The organism is Streptomyces sp. O3 (assembly GCF_054788135.1).
In genome coordinates this window covers 72,050-89,033 of record NZ_JBTVYK010000007.1, presented here as the reverse complement: position 1 = coordinate 89,033, position 16,984 = coordinate 72,050, and the positions used below count along the sequence as shown (strand labels likewise).

At 72.3% G+C, this 16,984-nt stretch carries 14 protein-coding genes; 8 read left to right on the top strand and 6 right to left on the bottom strand.

The window, feature by feature from the left end:
* Positions 1 to 16 precede the first annotated feature (16 nt).
* The gene (locus ACX6XY_RS06105) at positions 17 to 550 is read left to right on the top strand and encodes a GNAT family N-acetyltransferase (RefSeq protein WP_460327215.1); all 534 of its coding nucleotides are present in this window, start codon (positions 17 to 19) and stop codon (positions 548 to 550) included.
* 188 nt (positions 551 to 738) lie between these two features.
* On the opposite strand, the gene ACX6XY_RS06100 is transcribed toward ACX6XY_RS06105, so the two are convergent.
* Entirely contained in the window at positions 739 to 1,785 is a 1,047-nt protein-coding gene (locus ACX6XY_RS06100) for a LacI family DNA-binding transcriptional regulator (protein WP_460327213.1), read from the bottom strand.
* A 176-nt stretch (positions 1,786 to 1,961) separates the two neighbouring features.
* Here ACX6XY_RS06100 and ACX6XY_RS06095 point away from each other — a divergent pair, with 176 nt between their 5' ends.
* From ACX6XY_RS06095 to ACX6XY_RS06075, 5 genes are all read left to right on the top strand, one after another.
* Complete coding sequence (locus ACX6XY_RS06095) at positions 1,962 to 3,128, top strand: Gfo/Idh/MocA family protein (protein ID WP_460327210.1); 1,167 nt, start codon at positions 1,962 to 1,964, stop codon at positions 3,126 to 3,128.
* On the top strand, positions 3,125 to 4,294 hold the full coding sequence (locus ACX6XY_RS06090) for a dihydrodipicolinate synthase family protein (RefSeq protein ID WP_460327209.1): 1,170 nt from the start codon (positions 3,125 to 3,127) through the stop codon (positions 4,292 to 4,294). Before ACX6XY_RS06095 ends, ACX6XY_RS06090 begins: the two co-directional genes overlap by 4 nt.
* Positions 4,295 to 4,347: 53 nt before the next feature.
* Complete coding sequence (locus ACX6XY_RS06085) at positions 4,348 to 5,184, top strand: sugar phosphate isomerase/epimerase family protein (RefSeq protein ID WP_460327287.1); 837 nt, start codon at positions 4,348 to 4,350, stop codon at positions 5,182 to 5,184.
* A gap of 216 nt (positions 5,185 to 5,400) precedes the next feature.
* Positions 5,401 to 7,686, top strand: coding sequence for an SF1B family DNA helicase RecD2 (gene recD2 / locus ACX6XY_RS06080; protein WP_460327207.1), 2,286 nt, complete (start codon positions 5,401 to 5,403; stop codon positions 7,684 to 7,686).
* Positions 7,687 to 7,883: 197 nt separating this feature from the next.
* Positions 7,884 to 9,173, top strand: a complete 1,290-nt coding sequence (locus tag ACX6XY_RS06075; RefSeq protein WP_460327205.1) for a citrate synthase — start codon at positions 7,884 to 7,886, stop codon at positions 9,171 to 9,173.
* Positions 9,174 to 9,669: 496 nt separating this feature from the next.
* Here ACX6XY_RS06075 and ACX6XY_RS06070 read toward each other — a convergent pair whose 3' ends face one another.
* From ACX6XY_RS06070 to ACX6XY_RS06060, 3 genes are all read right to left on the bottom strand, one after another.
* Positions 9,670 to 12,162 carry a heavy metal translocating P-type ATPase gene (locus ACX6XY_RS06070; protein WP_460327204.1) on the bottom strand — a complete coding sequence of 831 codons (2,493 nt, stop codon included), beginning with the start codon at positions 12,160 to 12,162 and terminating at the stop codon, positions 9,670 to 9,672.
* 79 nt (positions 12,163 to 12,241) lie between these two features.
* Positions 12,242 to 12,556, bottom strand: a complete 315-nt coding sequence (locus ACX6XY_RS06065; protein WP_460327202.1) for a heavy-metal-associated domain-containing protein — start codon at positions 12,554 to 12,556, stop codon at positions 12,242 to 12,244.
* 121 nt (positions 12,557 to 12,677) lie between these two features.
* The gene (locus ACX6XY_RS06060; RefSeq protein WP_460327285.1) at positions 12,678 to 13,538 is read right to left on the bottom strand and encodes a PrsW family intramembrane metalloprotease; all 861 of its coding nucleotides are present in this window, start codon (positions 13,536 to 13,538) and stop codon (positions 12,678 to 12,680) included.
* Positions 13,539 to 13,735: 197 nt separating this feature from the next.
* Between ACX6XY_RS06060 and ACX6XY_RS06055 the strand changes: the two genes are divergently transcribed.
* Both ACX6XY_RS06055 and ACX6XY_RS06050 read left to right on the top strand, forming a co-directional pair.
* Positions 13,736 to 14,947, top strand: coding sequence for a cation:proton antiporter (locus tag ACX6XY_RS06055; RefSeq protein WP_460327200.1), 1,212 nt, complete (start codon positions 13,736 to 13,738; stop codon positions 14,945 to 14,947).
* 102 nt (positions 14,948 to 15,049) lie between these two features.
* Positions 15,050 to 15,460: a hypothetical protein gene (locus ACX6XY_RS06050; protein WP_460327198.1), complete on the top strand. Its 411-nt coding sequence runs from the start codon at positions 15,050 to 15,052 to the stop codon at positions 15,458 to 15,460.
* A 79-nt stretch (positions 15,461 to 15,539) separates the two neighbouring features.
* Here the strand turns inward: ACX6XY_RS06050 and ACX6XY_RS06045 are convergent, their stop codons facing one another.
* Together ACX6XY_RS06045 and ACX6XY_RS06040 are read right to left on the bottom strand one after the other, a co-directional pair.
* The gene (locus ACX6XY_RS06045; protein WP_460327196.1) at positions 15,540 to 15,740 is read right to left on the bottom strand and encodes a helix-turn-helix transcriptional regulator; all 201 of its coding nucleotides are present in this window, start codon (positions 15,738 to 15,740) and stop codon (positions 15,540 to 15,542) included.
* A 188-nt stretch (positions 15,741 to 15,928) separates the two neighbouring features.
* The gene (locus ACX6XY_RS06040) at positions 15,929 to 16,837 is read right to left on the bottom strand and encodes a sugar phosphate isomerase/epimerase family protein (protein ID WP_460327194.1); all 909 of its coding nucleotides are present in this window, start codon (positions 16,835 to 16,837) and stop codon (positions 15,929 to 15,931) included.
* Positions 16,838 to 16,984: the final 147 nt, after the last annotated feature.

Below are 16,984 nucleotides of genomic sequence, written 5' to 3'. Positions count from 1 at the left end.
CGCTAGCGTGCCCGCTATGGCTGAACTCGGACCCGTCGCCTGGCCGCCCGCCCCGATAAAGACCGAACGGCTCGTACTCCGCGAGCCCGAGGTCCGGGACCGTGCGGCGTTCGTCGAACTGCTCGCGTCGCCTGAGGTGCATACCTACCTCGGTGGGCCCCAGCCGCGCGATGACCTCGAACGCTCCGTCCCCGAGATGCCTGAGCGCCGCCCCGGTCGCTTCGTGGTCGACCTCGACGGGGCGATGATCGGCCAGATCACCCTCTACCGGGATACGGGACACATTCGCCAGGCCGCCGGGAAGGTCGAACTCGGCTACTTGCTGCTGCCGGAGGCATGGGGATACGGGTACGCCGCCGAGGCGTGCGCGGCGGCACTCGGCTGGTTCGCGGGCGCGTTGCCGGGCGAGCCGGTGGTGCTCGCCACCCAGACCGCCAACGTCCGCTCGATGCGCCTCGCGGCGAAGCTGGGGTTCACCGAGGCGGAGCGGTTCGAGGCCTACGGCGCCGAGCAGTGGCTCGGCGTGCGCTCCTCGGCCACGCCGTCGTGAGACCAGTCGCGGGCGCGCCGGATTCAGGCCGCCTCGTTCAGCAGCCGGGACGGGCGCTCGCGGCCTGGGCCGAGTAGGTCCTGCAGCGGGGGTGCCGCCTCGTACCAGCGCTACATAGCTGAGATAGGGGGCGCGGGCTCTCGGCGGGCAAGGCGGGCCGCGTCGCTGGTGCGGGTCCCGTCGAGGGGTCAGGCGCGCGGCGGGGCCGTGGAGGCCCGTACCGTCAGCTCGCCGTGCACCACGGCCAGACCGTCCGGCGGCTCCTGCTCGCGGCCCGCCGCGATCCGCCCGGCCCGCGCCCCGGCGTCGTGCAGCGGCAGCCGTACGGTGGTGAGCGCCGGGGCGGCGTCCACGCTGAACGGCAGATCGTCGAAGCCCGCGACCGACACGTCGGCGGGGACGCGCAGCCCGCGCTCGCGCAGCGCGGCGCAGGCGCCCAGTGCCACGGTGTCGTTGGCGGCCACGATCGCCGTCAGATCCGGGGCCCGCCGCAGCAGTTCGTCGACCGCCCGGTAGCCGGACGCGCGGTCGTAGGGCCCGTGCGCGGTGAGCTCGGGCCCGGTCGGAAGGCCCGCGGCGGCGAGGGCCTCGCGGTGGCCCTCCAGCCGGTGCCGGGTGGTCGTGCGCTCCTCGGGGCCCGCGATGTAGCCGATCCGCCGGTGGCCCAGGGACAGGAGGTGGGCGGTCAACTCGCGTCCGCCGCCCCGGTTGTCGAAGGTGAGCGCGACGGCCCCGGTGTCGGGCGCGGGCGGCCGCCCGCACAGCACGACCCGCGTCCCGGCGTCGGTCAGCCGCCGCAGCTTGGCGCCGAGTGCCGCCGCATGCTCGGCGCCCTCGACGGCGCCGCCGGTGATGACCACCGCGGCGGCGCGCTGGCGCTGGAGGAGCGTGAGATAGGTCAGTTCGCGCTCGGGGGAGCCGCCCGTGTTGCACACCACCGCGAGGCGCTCGCCGCCCGCCCGGCCGCCGGGGCCGCCGATCTCGGACTGGACGGCTCCGGCCATGATGCCGAAGAACGGGTCGGCGATGTCGTTGACGAGGATGCCGACCAGATCGGACGTGGCGGCGGCGAGCGAGCTGGCCGGGCCGTTGAGTACGTAGTCCAGCTCGGCGACCGCGCTCAGCACCCGCTCCCGCGTGGCCTCGGCGACCGGGTAGTTGCCGTTCAGCACGCGCGAGACGGTCGCCGGGGAGACCTGGGCGCGGGCCGCCACATCCGCCAGGGTCACGGTCATCTCGGGCCTCCCAGAGCCGCTCGGTCACGCGTCGCGACGCCCCGCGCCGCCGAGTTCGCCGGACGTCTTGTCCAGGTCATGTGGATCAGGCTAGCTTTTCTCCCGATAGAAAGCGCTTGCTATCCGGTGCTGTACGGCAGGGCGGGCGCTCCTGAGCACGGCGGAGAGGGACACTCGTGACACGCAAGACGGTGCGCATCGCCATGAACGGCGTAACCGGGCGGATGGGCTACCGCCAACACCTGGTCCGCTCGATCCTCGCGCTGCGCGAGCAGGGCGGCCTCGACCTCGGCGACGGCACCGTGCTCTGGCCGGAGCCGGTACTCGTCGGCCGCAGGGAACACGCGCTGCGCGCGCTCGCCGAACGGCACGGCCTGGAGCACTACTCCACCGACCTGGACGCCGTACTCGCCGACGACACGGTCGACGTCTACTTCGACGCGCAGGTCACATCCGCCCGCGAACAGGCGCTGCGCAAGGCGATCGCCGCGGGCAAGCACCTCTACACCGAGAAGCCGACCGCCACCGGCCTGGACGGCGCACTGGAGCTGGCCCGCCTCGCCGACGCCGCGGGCGTCAAGCACGGCGTCGTCCAGGACAAGCTGTTCCTGCCGGGCCTGCTCAAGCTGAAGCGGCTGATCGACGGCGGCTTCTTCGGCCGCGTCCTGTCGGTGCGGGGCGAGTTCGGCTACTGGGTCTTCGAGGGCGACTGGCAGGAGGCCCAGCGCCCCAGCTGGAACTACCGCGCCCAGGACGGCGGCGGCATCGTCGTCGACATGTTCCCGCACTGGGAGTACGTGCTGCACGAGCTGTTCGGCCGGGTCCGCACCGTCCAGGCGCTCACCGCGACCCACATCCCGCAGCGCTGGGACGAGCGCGGCAAGCCGTACGACGCCACCGCCGACGACGCCGCCTACGGCGTCTTCGAGCTGGACGGCGGCGTGGTCGCGCAGTTCAACTCCTCCTGGGCGGTGCGGGTGAACCGCGACGAGCTGGTCGAGTTCCAGGTCGACGGCACCGAGGGCTCGGCCGTCGCGGGCCTGCGCGACTGCCGCGTCCAGCACCGCAGCGCGACCCCCAAGCCGGTGTGGAACCCGGACCTGCCGGCGACCGAGTCCTTCCGCGACCAGTGGCAGGAGGTCCCGGACAACCTGCCCGCCGGGTCCGACGGCTTCGACAACGGCTTCAAGGCCCAGTGGGAGCTGTTCCTGCGGCACGTCCACACCGGCGCGCCCTACCACTGGGACCTGCTCGCGGGCGCGCGCGGCGTGCAACTCGCCGAGCTGGGCCTGAAGTCGTCAGCCGAGGGCCGCCGCCTCGACGTCCCGGAGCTGTCGCGGTGACCGTCCTCCTGCCACGCGCGCGTGGCGGCGTCTACGCCTACACGCCCCGCCCCGAGCCCCTCGCCGTCGCCGACGGCGCCCCGCTCGTCTCCCGTACGGTCTTCTCGGCCGCGCATGTGGTCGCCGACCCGTACGCCGACACCTCGCCCGCGTCCCCCGACTCACCGGCCGCCGTCGACTGGGACGCGACCCTCGCCTTCCGCCGCCACCTGTGGTCGCACGGGCTCGGCGTCGCCGAGGCGATGGACACCGCCCAGCGGGGCATGGGCCTGGACTGGCCGGTGGCCGCCGAACTGATCAGGCGGTCCGCCGCCGAGGCGCGCGCGACCGGCGGACGCATCGCCTGCGGGGTCGGCACCGACCAGCTCGCGGCCGGTCCCGCGGGCTCGCTGGACGCGGTGCGGGCCGCCTACGAGGAGCAGCTCGCCGTCGTCGAGGACGCGGGGGCGCAGGCCGTCCTGATGGCGTCCAGGGCCCTCGCCACCGCCGCCCGCGGCCCCGAGGACTACCTCCAGGTGTACGGGCGCCTGCTGCGCCAGGCCGCCGAGCCGGTGATCCTGCACTGGCTCGGCCCGATGTTCGACCCGGCCCTTGAGGGCTACTGGGGGTCGTCCGACCTGGACGCCGCGACCGAGACCTTTCTGGAGGTCATCGCCGCGCACCCGGACAAGGTCGACGGCATCAAGGTCTCGCTCCTGGACGCCGGGCGCGAGGTCGCGCTGCGCCGCCGCCTGCCCGAGGGCGTGCGCTGCTACACCGGCGACGACTTCCACTACCCCGAGCTGATCGAGGGCGACGAACGCGGCTTCAGCCACGCCCTGCTGGGGATCTTCGACCCGCTCGGGCCGCTGGCCGCGCAGGCCGTGCGCACCCTGGACACCGGCGACGCCAAGGGCTTCCGGGAGCTGCTGGACCCGACGGTCGCGCTGTCCCGCCACCTGTTCGCACCGCCCACCCGCTTCTACAAGACGGGCGTGGTGCTGCTGGCCTGGCTGGCGGGCCACCAGCGGCACTTCTCGATGGTCGGCGGCCTCCAGTCGGCGCGCTCCCTGCCGCATCTGGCGCGCGCGTACGAACTCGCCGACGGACTCGGCCTGTTCCCCGACCCGGCGCTGGCCGAGGCCCGGATCAAGGCCCTCCTCACCGTGCACGGAGTGGACCAGTGAGCCCCGCCAGCGAGACCCGCGCCCCCGACCTGGCCCGCTTCAGCGTCAACCAGATGACGGTCAGACAGCTCACGCTCCCCGAACTGGTCACGTCCTGCGCGGCCTCGGGCATCCCCGGCGTCGGCCTGTGGCGCGAGCCGGTCCAGGAGTACGGGGTCGAGCAGGCGGCCCGGCTGGTACGGGGCGCGGGGCTCGCCGTCACCACGCTCTGCCGCGGCGGCTTCCTCACCGCGATCGACGCCCACGCGCGCGTGGCGGCCGTCGACGACAACAAGGCGGCGATCGACGAGGCCGCGGCGCTCGGCACCGACACCCTGGTCCTGGTCTCCGGCGGCCTGCCGCCCGGCAGCCGCGACCTGCACGGGGCGCGGGAGCGCGTCGCGGACGCGCTGGCCGAACTGGCCCCCTACGCGGCGGACCGCGGCGTCCGGCTGGCCATCGAGCCGCTGCACCCGATGTACGCCGCCGACCGCTGCGTGGTCTCCACGCTCGGCCAGGCGCTCGACCTGGCGGAGCGCTTCCCGGCCGGTCAGGTGGGCGTGTGCGTGGACACGTACCACGTCTGGTGGGACGACTTGGCGCCCGCCCAGCTCGTCCGGGCGGGGCAGGGCGGCCGACTGCACGCCTTCCAGCTGGCCGACTGGGTCACGCCCCTCCCGCAGGGGGTGCTCACCGGGCGCGGCCAACTCGGCGACGGGGCCGTCGACCTGGCCGACTGGCGCCGCCAGGCGGACGCGGCCGGGTACACGGGCCCGATCGAGGTGGAACTCTTCAACGACGCCCTGTGGGCGCGGGACGGGCGCGAGGTCCTCGCGGAGACGGCCGCCCGGTTTGTCGCGAACACCCCGGAACGCCGACCCTGTCGACCCTCCGGAAAAATAACCGCGTGAAGTCGTACAACCCTTTCCGGGTGACGTGGGTCGTACACGGTGTCAGGGCCTCCGGGGAGGGGCGATCCGGGGGGATCGAGACGCCCTGACAGGGGGGAACAGGGGAGGGGAGACCGAGGGGGTCCGGCCGACGGGCCGGACCCCCTCGAAGTTTCCCCGGACCGGGGTTTTCCACAGGCTTCCCGCGTTGTCGTACTCCGGCGGTAGCGTCGGATCATGTCCACACAGCCGACAGCGCCCCAGCCTCAGCAGGCGGTGGTCGAGGGAGTCCTGGAACGGATCACCTACGCCAACGAGGAGAACGGCTACACGGTCGCTCGGGTCGACACCGGCCGCGGCGCGGGCGACCTGCTGACCGTCGTCGGCGCACTGCTGGGCGCGCAGGTCGGCGAGTCGCTGCGCATGCAGGGCCGCTGGGGCTCGCACCCCCAGTACGGCAAACAGTTCACGGTGGAGAACTACACGACGGTGCTGCCCGCCACCGTCCAGGGCATCCGCCGCTACCTCGGCTCGGGCCTGATCAAGGGCATCGGCCCGGTGATGGCCGACCGGATCACCACTCACTTCGGCGTGGACACCCTCGACGTCATCGAGTCCGAGCCGAAGCGGCTCATCGAAGTGCCCGGACTCGGCCCGAAGCGCACGAAGAAGATCGCCGCCGCCTGGGAGGAGCAGAAGGCCATCAAAGAGGTGATGGTCTTCCTCCAGGGCGTCGAGGTCTCCACCTCCATCGCCGTGCGCATCTACAAGAAGTACGGCGACGCCTCGATCTCCGTAGTGAAGAATCAGCCCTACCGCCTGGCCGCCGACGTGTGGGGCATCGGCTTCCTCACCGCCGACCGCATCGCCCAGGCCGTCGGCATCCCGCACGACAGCCCGGAGCGGGTCAAGGCGGGCCTCCAGTACGCCCTGTCCCAGTCCACCGACCAGGGGCACTGCTTCCTGCCCGAGGAGCGGCTCATCGCGGACGCCGTGAAGCTGCTCCAGGTCGACACCGGCCTGGTCATCGAGTGCCTGGCCGAACTCGCGGCCGACGAGGAGGGCGTCGTACGGGAACGGGTGCCGGGCCCCGACGGCGGGGAGCCGGTCACCGCCGTCTACCTGGTGCCCTTCCACCGGGCGGAACTGTCCCTGGCCGCCCAGGTGCTGCGGCTGCTGCGCACCGACCAGGACCGGATGCCCGCCTTCGCCGACGTGGCCTGGGACAAGGCCCTGGCGTGGCTCGCCGACCGCACCGGCGCCGAGCTCGCCCCGGAGCAGGAGCAGGCGGTCCGGCTGGCCCTCACCCGGAAGGTCGCCGTGCTCACCGGCGGCCCCGGCTGCGGCAAGTCCTTCACGGTGCGCTCGATCGTGGAGCTGGCCCGCGCCAAGAAGGCCAAGGTGGTGCTCGCCGCCCCCACCGGGCGGGCCGCCAAGCGGCTCGCCGAGCTGACCGGCGCCGAGGCCTCCACGGTGCACCGCCTGCTCGAACTGAAGCCGGGCGGGGACGCGGCCTACGACCGGGACCGCCCGCTGGACGCCGACCTGGTGGTCGTGGACGAGGCGTCCATGCTGGACCTGCTGCTCGCCAACAAGCTCGTGAAGGCGGTGGCACCCGGTGCCCATCTCCTCCTGGTGGGTGATGTCGACCAGCTGCCGAGCGTCGGCGCGGGCGAGGTGCTGCGGGACCTGCTCAGCGACGGCGGCCCGGTCCCCGCGGTCCGGCTGACCAGGATCTTCCGCCAGGCCCAGCAGTCCGGCGTGGTCACCAACGCGCACCGCATCAACTCCGGGGTCCCGCCCCTCACCCAGGGGCTGAACGACTTCTTCCTCTTCGTCGAGGACGAGACCGAGGACGCCGGGAAGCTCGCCGTGGACGTCGCGGCCCGGCGCATACCGGCCAAGTTCGGGCTCGACCCCCGGCGCGACGTCCAGGTGCTGGCCCCCATGCACCGCGGCCCGGCCGGGGCGGGCACCCTCAACGGCCTGCTCCAGCAGGCGATCACCCCCGCCAGGCCCGAGCTGCCCGAGAAGCGGTTCGGCGGCCGGGTCTTCCGCGTCGGCGACAAGGTCACCCAGATCCGCAACAACTACGAGAAGGGCGAGAACGGCGTCTTCAACGGCACGGTCGGCGTCGTCACCGCACTCGACGCCGACGAACAGCGGCTGACGGTCCTGACCGACGAGGACGAGGAGGTGCCCTACGACTTCGACGAACTCGACGAACTCGCGCACGCCTACGCGGTGACGATCCACCGCTCCCAGGGCAGCGAGTACCCGGCCGTGGTGATCCCGGTCACCACCGGGGCCTGGATGATGCTTCAGCGGAACCTGCTCTACACCGCCGTCACCCGCGCCAAGAAGCTCGTCGTCCTGGTCGGCTCCCGCCGGGCGCTCGGCCAGGCGGTGCGCACCGTCTCGGCGGGCAAGCGCTGCACCGCGCTCGCCCACCGTCTGCGCGGCGGCCAGAGCGGGCCGGGGACCCCCGTAGACCCCCCGAGTGGCGCGCCGTCACCCGAGTGATCGATCATTTCGGTGGTGTGTGTCACGGAGGGGTTCCGCAGCCGGGTCTCAGGGGGCAGGATGAGCAGGCTGGCGGCACTGAGTGCCGCCAATAGGCCCAATGGTCGACCCCGAGTGCACTCTCCAGGGCCAAATGGGGGATGGTAGAGACAGTCAGGGCACCTCGAAGAAGAGGCACAACGTCGGTGAGGGATGACGTGAGCGACAACTCTGTAGTACTGCGGTACGGCGATGGCGAGTACACCTACCCGGTGATCGACAGCACCGTCGGCGACAAGGGCTTCGACATCGGGAAGCTCCGGGCCCAGACCGGTCTGGTGACCCTGGACAGCGGATACGGCAACACCGCCGCCTATAAATCCGCGGTCACCTATCTCGACGGCGAACAGGGCATCCTGCGGTACCGCGGCTACCCGATCGAGCAGCTGGCCGAGCGCTCCACCTTCCTCGAGGTGGCGTACCTGCTCATCAACGGCGACCTGCCGACCGTCGACGAGCTCTCGACGTTCCGTAACGAGGTCACCCAGCACACGCTGCTGCACGAGGACGTCAAGCGGTTCTACGACGGCTTCCCGCGCGACGCGCACCCGATGGCGATGCTGTCCTCCGTGGTCAGCGCGCTGTCCACGTTCTACCAGGACAGCCACAACCCGTTCGACGAGAAGCAGCGCCACCTGTCGACGATCCGGCTGCTCGCCAAGCTGCCGACGATCGCCGCCTACGCGTACAAGAAGTCGGTCGGCCACCCGGTCGTCTACCCGAGCAACGACCTCGGCTACGTCGAGAACTTCCTGCGCATGACGTTCTCGGTGCCCGCCGCCGAGTACGAGCTGGACCCGGTCGTGGTCTCCGCGCTCGACAAGCTGCTGATCCTGCACGCGGACCACGAGCAGAACTGCTCGACCTCCACCGTCCGCCTGGTCGGCTCCTCGCAGGCGAACATGTTCGCCTCGATCTCCGCGGGCATCTCCGCGCTGTGGGGTCCCCTGCACGGCGGCGCCAACCAGTCCGTCCTGGAGATGCTGGAGGGCATCCGGGACTCGGGCAACGACGTCGACACCTTCATCCGCAAGGTGAAGGACAAGGAGGACGGCGTCCGCCTGATGGGCTTCGGCCACCGGGTCTACAAGAACTTCGACCCGCGCGCCAAGATCATCAAGGCCGCCGCGCACGATGTGCTGTCGGCGCTCGGCAAGTCCGACGAGCTCCTCGACATCGCGCTCAAGCTGGAGGAGCACGCGCTGTCCGACGACTACTTCGTCGAGCGCAAGCTCTACCCGAACGTGGACTTCTACACCGGCCTGATCTACCGGGCCATGGGCTTCCCGACCGAGATGTTCACGGTGCTCTTCGCGCTGGGCCGACTGCCCGGCTGGATCGCCCAGTGGCACGAGATGATCAAGGAGCCGGGTTCCCGCATCGGCCGCCCGCGCCAGATCTACACGGGCCACGTCGAGCGCGACTTCGTCCCGGTCGAGGCGCGCTGAGCGACCGCGACCGCCTCGCGGCGACCGTCCTCGCGCGCGGAGACCGCCGCCGCGCGGATCGCGCCCGCCCGCAGCCGGAAAGCGCCCCGCAGCCGGAAAAGCGCCCCGCAGCCGGACCCCCCACGGGCCGACTGACGGGGCGCTTCCCCTTTCCCGAAGCGGATTCCCCCCACGGGATCCGCTCGGGTGTCCGCGTGGTCCTGCGTGGTGCCGCATGCGGTCCGCCGGGACGCGTACGTACGGGAGGGCCGCTCAAGCTCCCCGGTGCACGTGCCCCGGCCAACAACATCCCGGAGACGTCCCCCAAGACGTCCCCCGACGGCGGACACGTCCCCCAAGACATCTCCGCCATCCCCTACTTAGACCCGCGACCCCCGCGAATGGTTACGCGGGAATCACTGTGATCTACGTCTCTTGCACAGGCGCCGTAGCGGTGCAAGAGGGACCGAATCCCGATCCGGTCCCGAGCGTAAGGGTATTGCGTGCCCTGTAGTGACTATGTGAAGGACCTGAGTCGAAGGCTGTTGGTCACCACGAAGACCGACGAGAAGGCCATAGCCGCGCCCGCGATCATCGGATTGAGCAGCCCGGCGGCGGCCAGCGGCAGCGCGGCGACGTTGTAGCCGAAGGCCCAGCACAGGTTGCCCTTGATGGTGGCCAGGGTCCTGCGGGACAGCCGGATCGCGTCCGCGGCCACCCGCAGGTCGCCCCGGACGAGCGTGAGGTCACCGGCCTCGATCGCCGCGTCCGTGCCGGTTCCCATGGCCAGGCCCAGATCGGCGGTGGCCAGCGCGGCCGCGTCGTTGACGCCGTCGCCCACCATCGCCACGGTGCGTCCGTCCCGCCGCAGCCGCTCCACCACGGCCACCTTGTCCTGCGGCAGCACCTCGGCGTACACCTCGTCGATGCCGACCTCGGCCGCGACCGCGTCGGCGACCGCCTGGTTGTCGCCGGTCAGCAGCACAGGCCGCAGGCCGAGCCCGCGCAGCCGGCCGACCGCTTCGGCGCTGGTCTCCCGGACCGCGTCGGCGACCGTGAGCACGCCGCGCGCCGCGCCGTCCCAGGCCACGGCCACGGCGGTACGCCCCTGGGCCTCGGCCGCCGCCTTGGCGCGGGCGAGCCCGTCCGGGAGCGCGATTCCGGCCTCCGCGAGCAGCCGCTCCCGGCCGACGAGCACCCGGTGCCCGTCCACCGTGCCGCGTACGCCGAGCCCCGCGACGCTCTCGAAGTCCTCGGCCGCGGGCAGGGCGCCGACCCGCGCGGCGGCGCCGTCCGCGATGGCCTGGGCGACGGGGTGCTCGGACGCGTGCTCCAGGCCGCCCGCCAGCCGCAGCAGCGTCCGCACGCTGTCGGCGTCGGTGGCGCCTGCGGTGTCGGTGGCGCCTGCCGTGGCGGGGGCGCCGGCGGTGGCGTCGGTGGCGGTGCGGCTAGCGGCGGTGGAGCCGGATCCGGTGGCGTCCGTGGCGTCGGCGGTGCCCGGACCGCCCGTGCCGTCCGCGGCGTACGCCTCGCGCAGCCGCATCCGCCCGCTGGTCACGGTCCCGGTCTTGTCCAGGACGACGGTGTCGACCCGGCGCGTGGACTCCAGCACCTCGGGCCCCTTGATCAGGATGCCGAGCTGGGCGCCGCGCCCAGTGCCGACCAGCAGCGCGGTCGGCGTGGCCAGGCCGAGCGCGCACGGGCAGGCGATGATCAGCACCGCGACCGCGGCCGTGAAGGCGGCGCCCGCGTCGCCCGTGAAGGCGAGCCAGGCGACCAGCGTGCCGACCGCGATCGCCATGACGACCGGCACGAACACGGCCGAGACGCGGTCCGCCAGGCGCTGCACCGCGGCCTTTCCGGCCTGCGCGTCCTCGACGAGCTTCGCCATCCGGGCCAGCTGGGTGTCCGCGCCGACCCGTGTCGCCGTGACGACCAGGCGTCCCGCGGTGTTCACACAGCCACCGGCCACCGCGTCCCCGACGGTGACGTCCGCCGGGACGGACTCGCCGGTCAGCATCGACGCGTCCACGGCCGAGGAGCCCTCGGTGACGGTGCCGTCGGTGGCGATCTTCTCGCCCGGCCGTACGACGAAGAGGTCCCCGACCGCCAGCCGCTCGACCGGAATCCTTACCTCCGCTCCATCCCGCAGTACGGACACGTCCTTGGCGCCGAGGGTGAGCAGCGCCCGCAGCGCGGCGCCCGCCTTCCGCTTGGACCGGGCCTCCAGATAGCGGCCGAGCAGGATGAACGTGATGACGCCCGCGGCGACCTCTAGGTAGATGGTGCTCGCGCCGTCGGTGCGGGAGATCGTCAGGTCGAAGCCGTGCCGCATTCCGGGCATCCCCGCGTCCCCGAAGAACAGCGCCCACAGCGACCAGCCGAACGCCGCGAGGGTGCCGACCGAGATCAGGGTGTCCATGGTGGCGGCGGCGTGCTTGGCGTTCGCCCAGGTGGCCCGGTGGAAGGGCAGCCCGCCCCAGACGACGACGGGCGCGGCGAGTGTCAGGGACAGCCACTGCCAGTTGTCGAACTGCAGAGCCGGAACCATGGCCAGCAGCACCACGGGCAGCGCGAGCACGGCGGAGACGCGTACGCGCTGCCGCAGCGCGCCGACGGCACGGGTTTCCGCTGCCGACTCCGGCCCGGCCGCCGCCGTCGTCGCCGGTTCCGCCTCCGGCGCGGACGGTGCGGCGGCCGGAGCCGACGGCGCGGTCGGCGCGGGCGACGTAGGCGACGCGGTCGGCGCGGTCGGCGTGGACGGGGGCAGCTCCCGTGCGGAGTACCCGAGCTTCTCGACGGTGGCCACCAGGTCGGCGACCTCGACCCCGTCCCCGTACGCGACCTTCGCCTTCTCGGTGGCGAGGTTGACGGACGCGGACACGCCCGGCATGCGGTTCAGCTTCTTCTCGATGCGGGCGGAGCAGGAGGCGCAGGTCATCCCGCCGATGGCGAGCTCGGTCTCGGAGCCGTCCACGGCCGGCATGCCGTGTGTCGCCGCGCTGGTCATGGGTGCGTCCTGGTGCTCTGGGGGTCGTGCGTGCCGGGGGTGTCGCGAGGGCACTCCCGCGACACCCCCAACGTACGACTCAGGCGGCCTTGCCGGTGAGCTCGTAGCCCGCCTCGTCCACGGCGGCACGTACGGCGGCCTCGTCGAGCGGGGCCTCGGAGACCACGGTCACCTCACCGGTGGCGGCGACGGCCTTCACGGAGGTGACCCCGGCGATCTCGGAGATCTCGCTGGCGATGGCGCCCTCGCAGTGACCGCAGGTCATCCCGCTGACCTGGTAGACGACGGTCACGGCGCCCTGCTGCTCGTCGGCCGCCGGGGTGGAGTGGCAGGAGCCGTCGGCAGTGCAGCAGGAGCCGGTCTCGGCCTTGGGGGTCTCGGTCTGGGCGGTCATGGCGTTCTCCTCGTCGGATGGTGCGCGGCCGAAGACGTACGCGCGCGTGGCGGCATGGCGTGCGGCGGACTGAACGGAACCCGGAATTCCGAGCCCGCCTGACACTCATCACTGTATACCCCTAGGGGGTACGTTTCCAAGAGGGGTCCCGGTGCGCGAGCGAACGCGCCCAGCCGATGGCCGCCAAGGAGATCGCCACCAGTCCCCCCACCGAGAACAACGTGAAGAGGTGCTGTTGCTGGGAGGTCGGCTCGGGGATGTACCCCTGCGCGAACAGCGACCGCTGGAGGTCGCTGGTGGTCAGCACGGCGACCAGCCAGACCGCGATCCCGTGCATCGAGTCCCACAGCGCGTGCAGCACGGCCACCCCGAGATAGGTGAGCACCACAGGCCCGGCGAAGCGGAACCGGCCGTCCGGGCGGCGGTACGCCAGCAGCACCGCGCCCGCGATCGCCGTCCACAGCCCGTGCCCGAACGGCGCGAGCACCCCGCGCAGCACCTCGGTCTCCACCAGAGCCCGCAGGTCGATGCCCCGCATGGTCACGGCGGCGTTGAAGGCGTACCCCGCGCTCTCGAAGGCCGCGAACCCGAAGCCGACCGACGCGCCGAGCACGATGCCCGCGCGCAGCCCGCGGACGCCCGGACGGCGGCGCAGCACGTACATCAGCGCGAGGAGCTTCACCGCCTCCTCGATGAGCCCCACGCCGAGGAACATCCACACCGACGGGTGCAGCAGGTAGTACTCCATCACCGACGCCCCCAGGACGCCGAGCACGCCGCCGGTCAGGAAGCAGCCCAGGATGAGGCCCACGCCGAGGTCGCCGCCGTGGCGCTCGTACGCCCACAGCACGAACACGGCGGGCACCAGGAAGCTGCCGAGCAGGATCAGGGTCGGCAGCAGGGTGGTGTTCTTGGTGGCGTACGTGACGATCGCGGTCAGCACCCACAGGGCGAGGCCGCCCCACAGGCACCGCTTCCACAGGCCCCGGCTGATCTCGGGGGCGGCGGGGGGCGGCGAGGTCGTACCGGCGGCCGGGCGCGACGATCGCGAGGGAGGGGGCGGCGGAGGCGGCGGAGGCGGAGGCGGAGTCGGGCCAGTGTCGGGCGGCAGGCTCACAGCGCATCACTCCGTACTCCATATACGGCCGTTTTGTCCAAATCTTATGGTAAAAATCCGCTATGGCGCAGTCTGGGACGCTGATTCTGATCATGTCCATCGCGGTCCTGGCGCCGCTTCTCGCGTACGGGGTCAGCCGCTGGTTGCCCGTCCCCCTGGTGATCTTCGAGATCCTGCTCGGCATCGTCATCGGCCCCGACGTCCTGGGCTGGGCCGGGCACGGCGAGGTGATCGACGCGCTCGCCGAACTCGGCCTGGCGATGCTCATCTTCCTCGCCGGATACGAGATCCAGTTCGACAAGACGCGCGGCGACACCCTGCGGCGCTCCGTCTGGGCCTGGCTGATCACGCTCGTCCTGGGGCTCGCGCTCGCCATGCTGCTGGCGGGCGGCTTCGACAAGGGCGTCTACATCGGCGTGGCGCTGACCAGCACCGCCCTGGGCACCGTCCTGCCCGTCCTGCGGGACGCCGGAGACCTGCGCAGCCGCTTCGGCACGGTCATGATGGCGTTCGGCGCGGTCGGGGAGTTCGGCCCGATCATCGCCATGGCGCTGCTGCTCGGCAGCCGCTCGCCGGGCCGCTCCACGGTCGTACTCGCGGCCTTCGCGCTGCTCACCGCGGCGGCCGTCTGCTGGGCGCTGCGCCCCCGCCCGCCGTGGTTCGCGCGAGTCATCGCCAAGACCCTGCACACCAGCGGCCAGTTCGCGGTACGCCTGGTGGTGCTGCTGCTCGCCCTGATGCTCGGCGCGTCGCAACTCCTCGGCCTGGACATGCTCCTGGGCGCGTTCGCGGCCGGGATGATCACCCGCCTGGTGCTGCACGGGGCCGCCCCGGACAGCGCCGACGCCGTGCTGGGCAAGATCGAGGGCATGGGCTTCGGCTTCCTCGTGCCGCTCTTCTTCGTCGTCACCGGCGTCGAGTTCGACCTGAAGGCCCTCCTGGACGGCGGCCGCGCGCTGCTCCTCCTCCCCGCTTTCCTGCTGCTCTTCCTGGTCGTACGCGGCCTGCCGGTCTGGTTCCTCGCCCCGCGCGACCTGTCCCCGCGCGATCGCCGAGCCCTGACCCTGTACTCCTCCACGGCGCTTCCACTCGTGGTGGCGATCACCACGCTCGGCCTGGACGACGGCGCGCTGGAGTCCGGCGAGGCGGCGGCACTGGTGGGGGCCGGGATGGTGTCCGTACTGACCTTCCCGCTCCTGGCACTCAAGCTGCGCGCGGCGGGCGGGGATTCGACGCCACCGCCGGGCCGGACGGTCGAGCTGGAGTCCTGGTGAGGTCGCGCGGCGGCGGACACGCGAATGTCACAGGGGGTAGCTATAGTGACTTTCCGTAACTGGCTGGGGGTGTCGCGGGGAGGCGGAGGAGTGGGCGGAAGAGTGGCGGGACAGTGGGGGGTGCGGGTCGAAGCCCAGGCGATGGCGGGCTTCAGGAAGCGAGTCGGCACCCTGCTCGCGGAGTTGAGCGGCTCCGACGCGGACGCCGGGAGGATGTCGGACGGCGTCCGCATGACACGCGGCCAGCTCGGGTCGCGGGAGTTCCGCGAAGCCCAGTTCCTCTACGAGACGTTCGCCGTCGTCCACGCGGAGCTGGTGAAGCTGTCGAAGGCGCTCGACGCCCAGATCGAGGGCGTGGGCCTGGCGGTCCACGCCTCACAGAAGGGCTATCACGGCATCGACCAGTCGACCCGCGACCGCGTCAGGGCCGTCAACGCGGAGGCCGAGCGGCAGGTCGACCAGTACCGCGCCCCCAGCCGCGCCCCGTACGCCGGTTACTGCGCGAGGCGCTGACCGGCGGCCCGTGCGACGGCGAGCGGCACAGGCGGCGCCCCCTGTGGGGCGCCGCCTGTCAGGTGTGGTCCGGGCGGCGTCACTCCAGCTTGCGGCCCCGGTTGCTGGGGCGGCTGGCGACCCAGGCCCGGACGGTGTCCGCGTACCAGTAGGGCTTGCCGCCCTCGACGTGGTCGGGGGGTGGGAGCAGCCCGTGTTTTCGGTAGGAGCGCACGGTGTCCGGCTGGACCCGGATATGCGCGGCGATCTCCTTGTACGACCAGAGTCGGCGGTCGGTCATCGGTGCGAACCTCCATGTGCGCGCCGCAGCGGCGGCCGGGGGAGCCGTCGAGAGGGGCGATCACTCAGCCTGTGCCCGGACAACGACAGTCAGTGACCGTGCGGGAGGTTCTGTTGACGGGGTGTGACGGAAAACCCGCGTGACTGTGACATGTGGGACGGGGGCGGGACGCTGGTGACTGTGGTGAGTTACGCGCCGCAGCCGCGGAGGTAGCGCCGGGTGCGGCGGGCGATCGGGTACGGCCGGTCGGGGGGACAGGGGTACATGTCCTGCTCGACGATCGCGAAGAGGTCGACGTCCAGCGCCTGCGCCGCCCGGAGCACGGGCGGCAGCGCGGGTACGCCGCGCGGCGGCTCGCACATCACCCCGCGGGCCACCGCGGGGCCGAACGGCAGGTCGTCGGCCCGTACGTCCGCCAGGACGTCCGGGTCCACCTGCTTGAGGTGCAGATAGCCGATCCGCGGCCCGTACGTCTCGATCAGCCGGACGCTGTCGCCGCCGCAGTACGCGTAGTGCCCGGTGTCCAGGCACAGCGAGACCAGATCCGGGTCGGTGGCGTCGAGGAAGCGGGCGACGTGCGGTGCGGTGTCGATGTGGGTGTCCGCGTGCGGATGGACGACGACGCGCAGGCCGAACCGCTCCCACAGCTCCCGGCCCAGGCGCTCCGCGCCGGACGCCAGCCAGCGCCACTGCCGGGGCGTCAGCTCGCGGTCCTCCAGGACCTTTCCGGTCTTGTCGTCGCGCCAGAAGGACGGGATGACGACCAGATGACCGGCGCCCGCCGCGCGGGTCAGCTCCGCGACGCGTACGACATGGGACCAGGCCACGTCCCACGCGGCGGGTCCGTGGTGCAGCGCGGCGAAGACGGTGCCCGCGCTGATCCGCAGCCCGCGCCGCCCGGTCTCCTCGCGCAGCCGGGCCGGGTCGGTGGGCAGATAGCCGTACGGGCCGAGCTCGATCCACGTGTAGCCGGAGTCGGCGACCTCGTCGAGGAAGCGCTGCCAGGGGACTTGCCGGGGGTCGTCCGGGAACCACACGCCCCAGGAGTCGGGGGCGGAGCCGATGCGGATATGGGACAGGGGTGACGGCGGCGTCATGAGCGTCACCCTTCAGGCGGTGGGAAGCGGGTGTCAAGGCCGGTCACGGTTTAACCGGCTTATATGTCAGGACAAAAGATTGACAGGGTTCGGGCGACGGGACTAGATCTGGGACTGGACCGGGGACCGGGGACCGGCCGACGACAC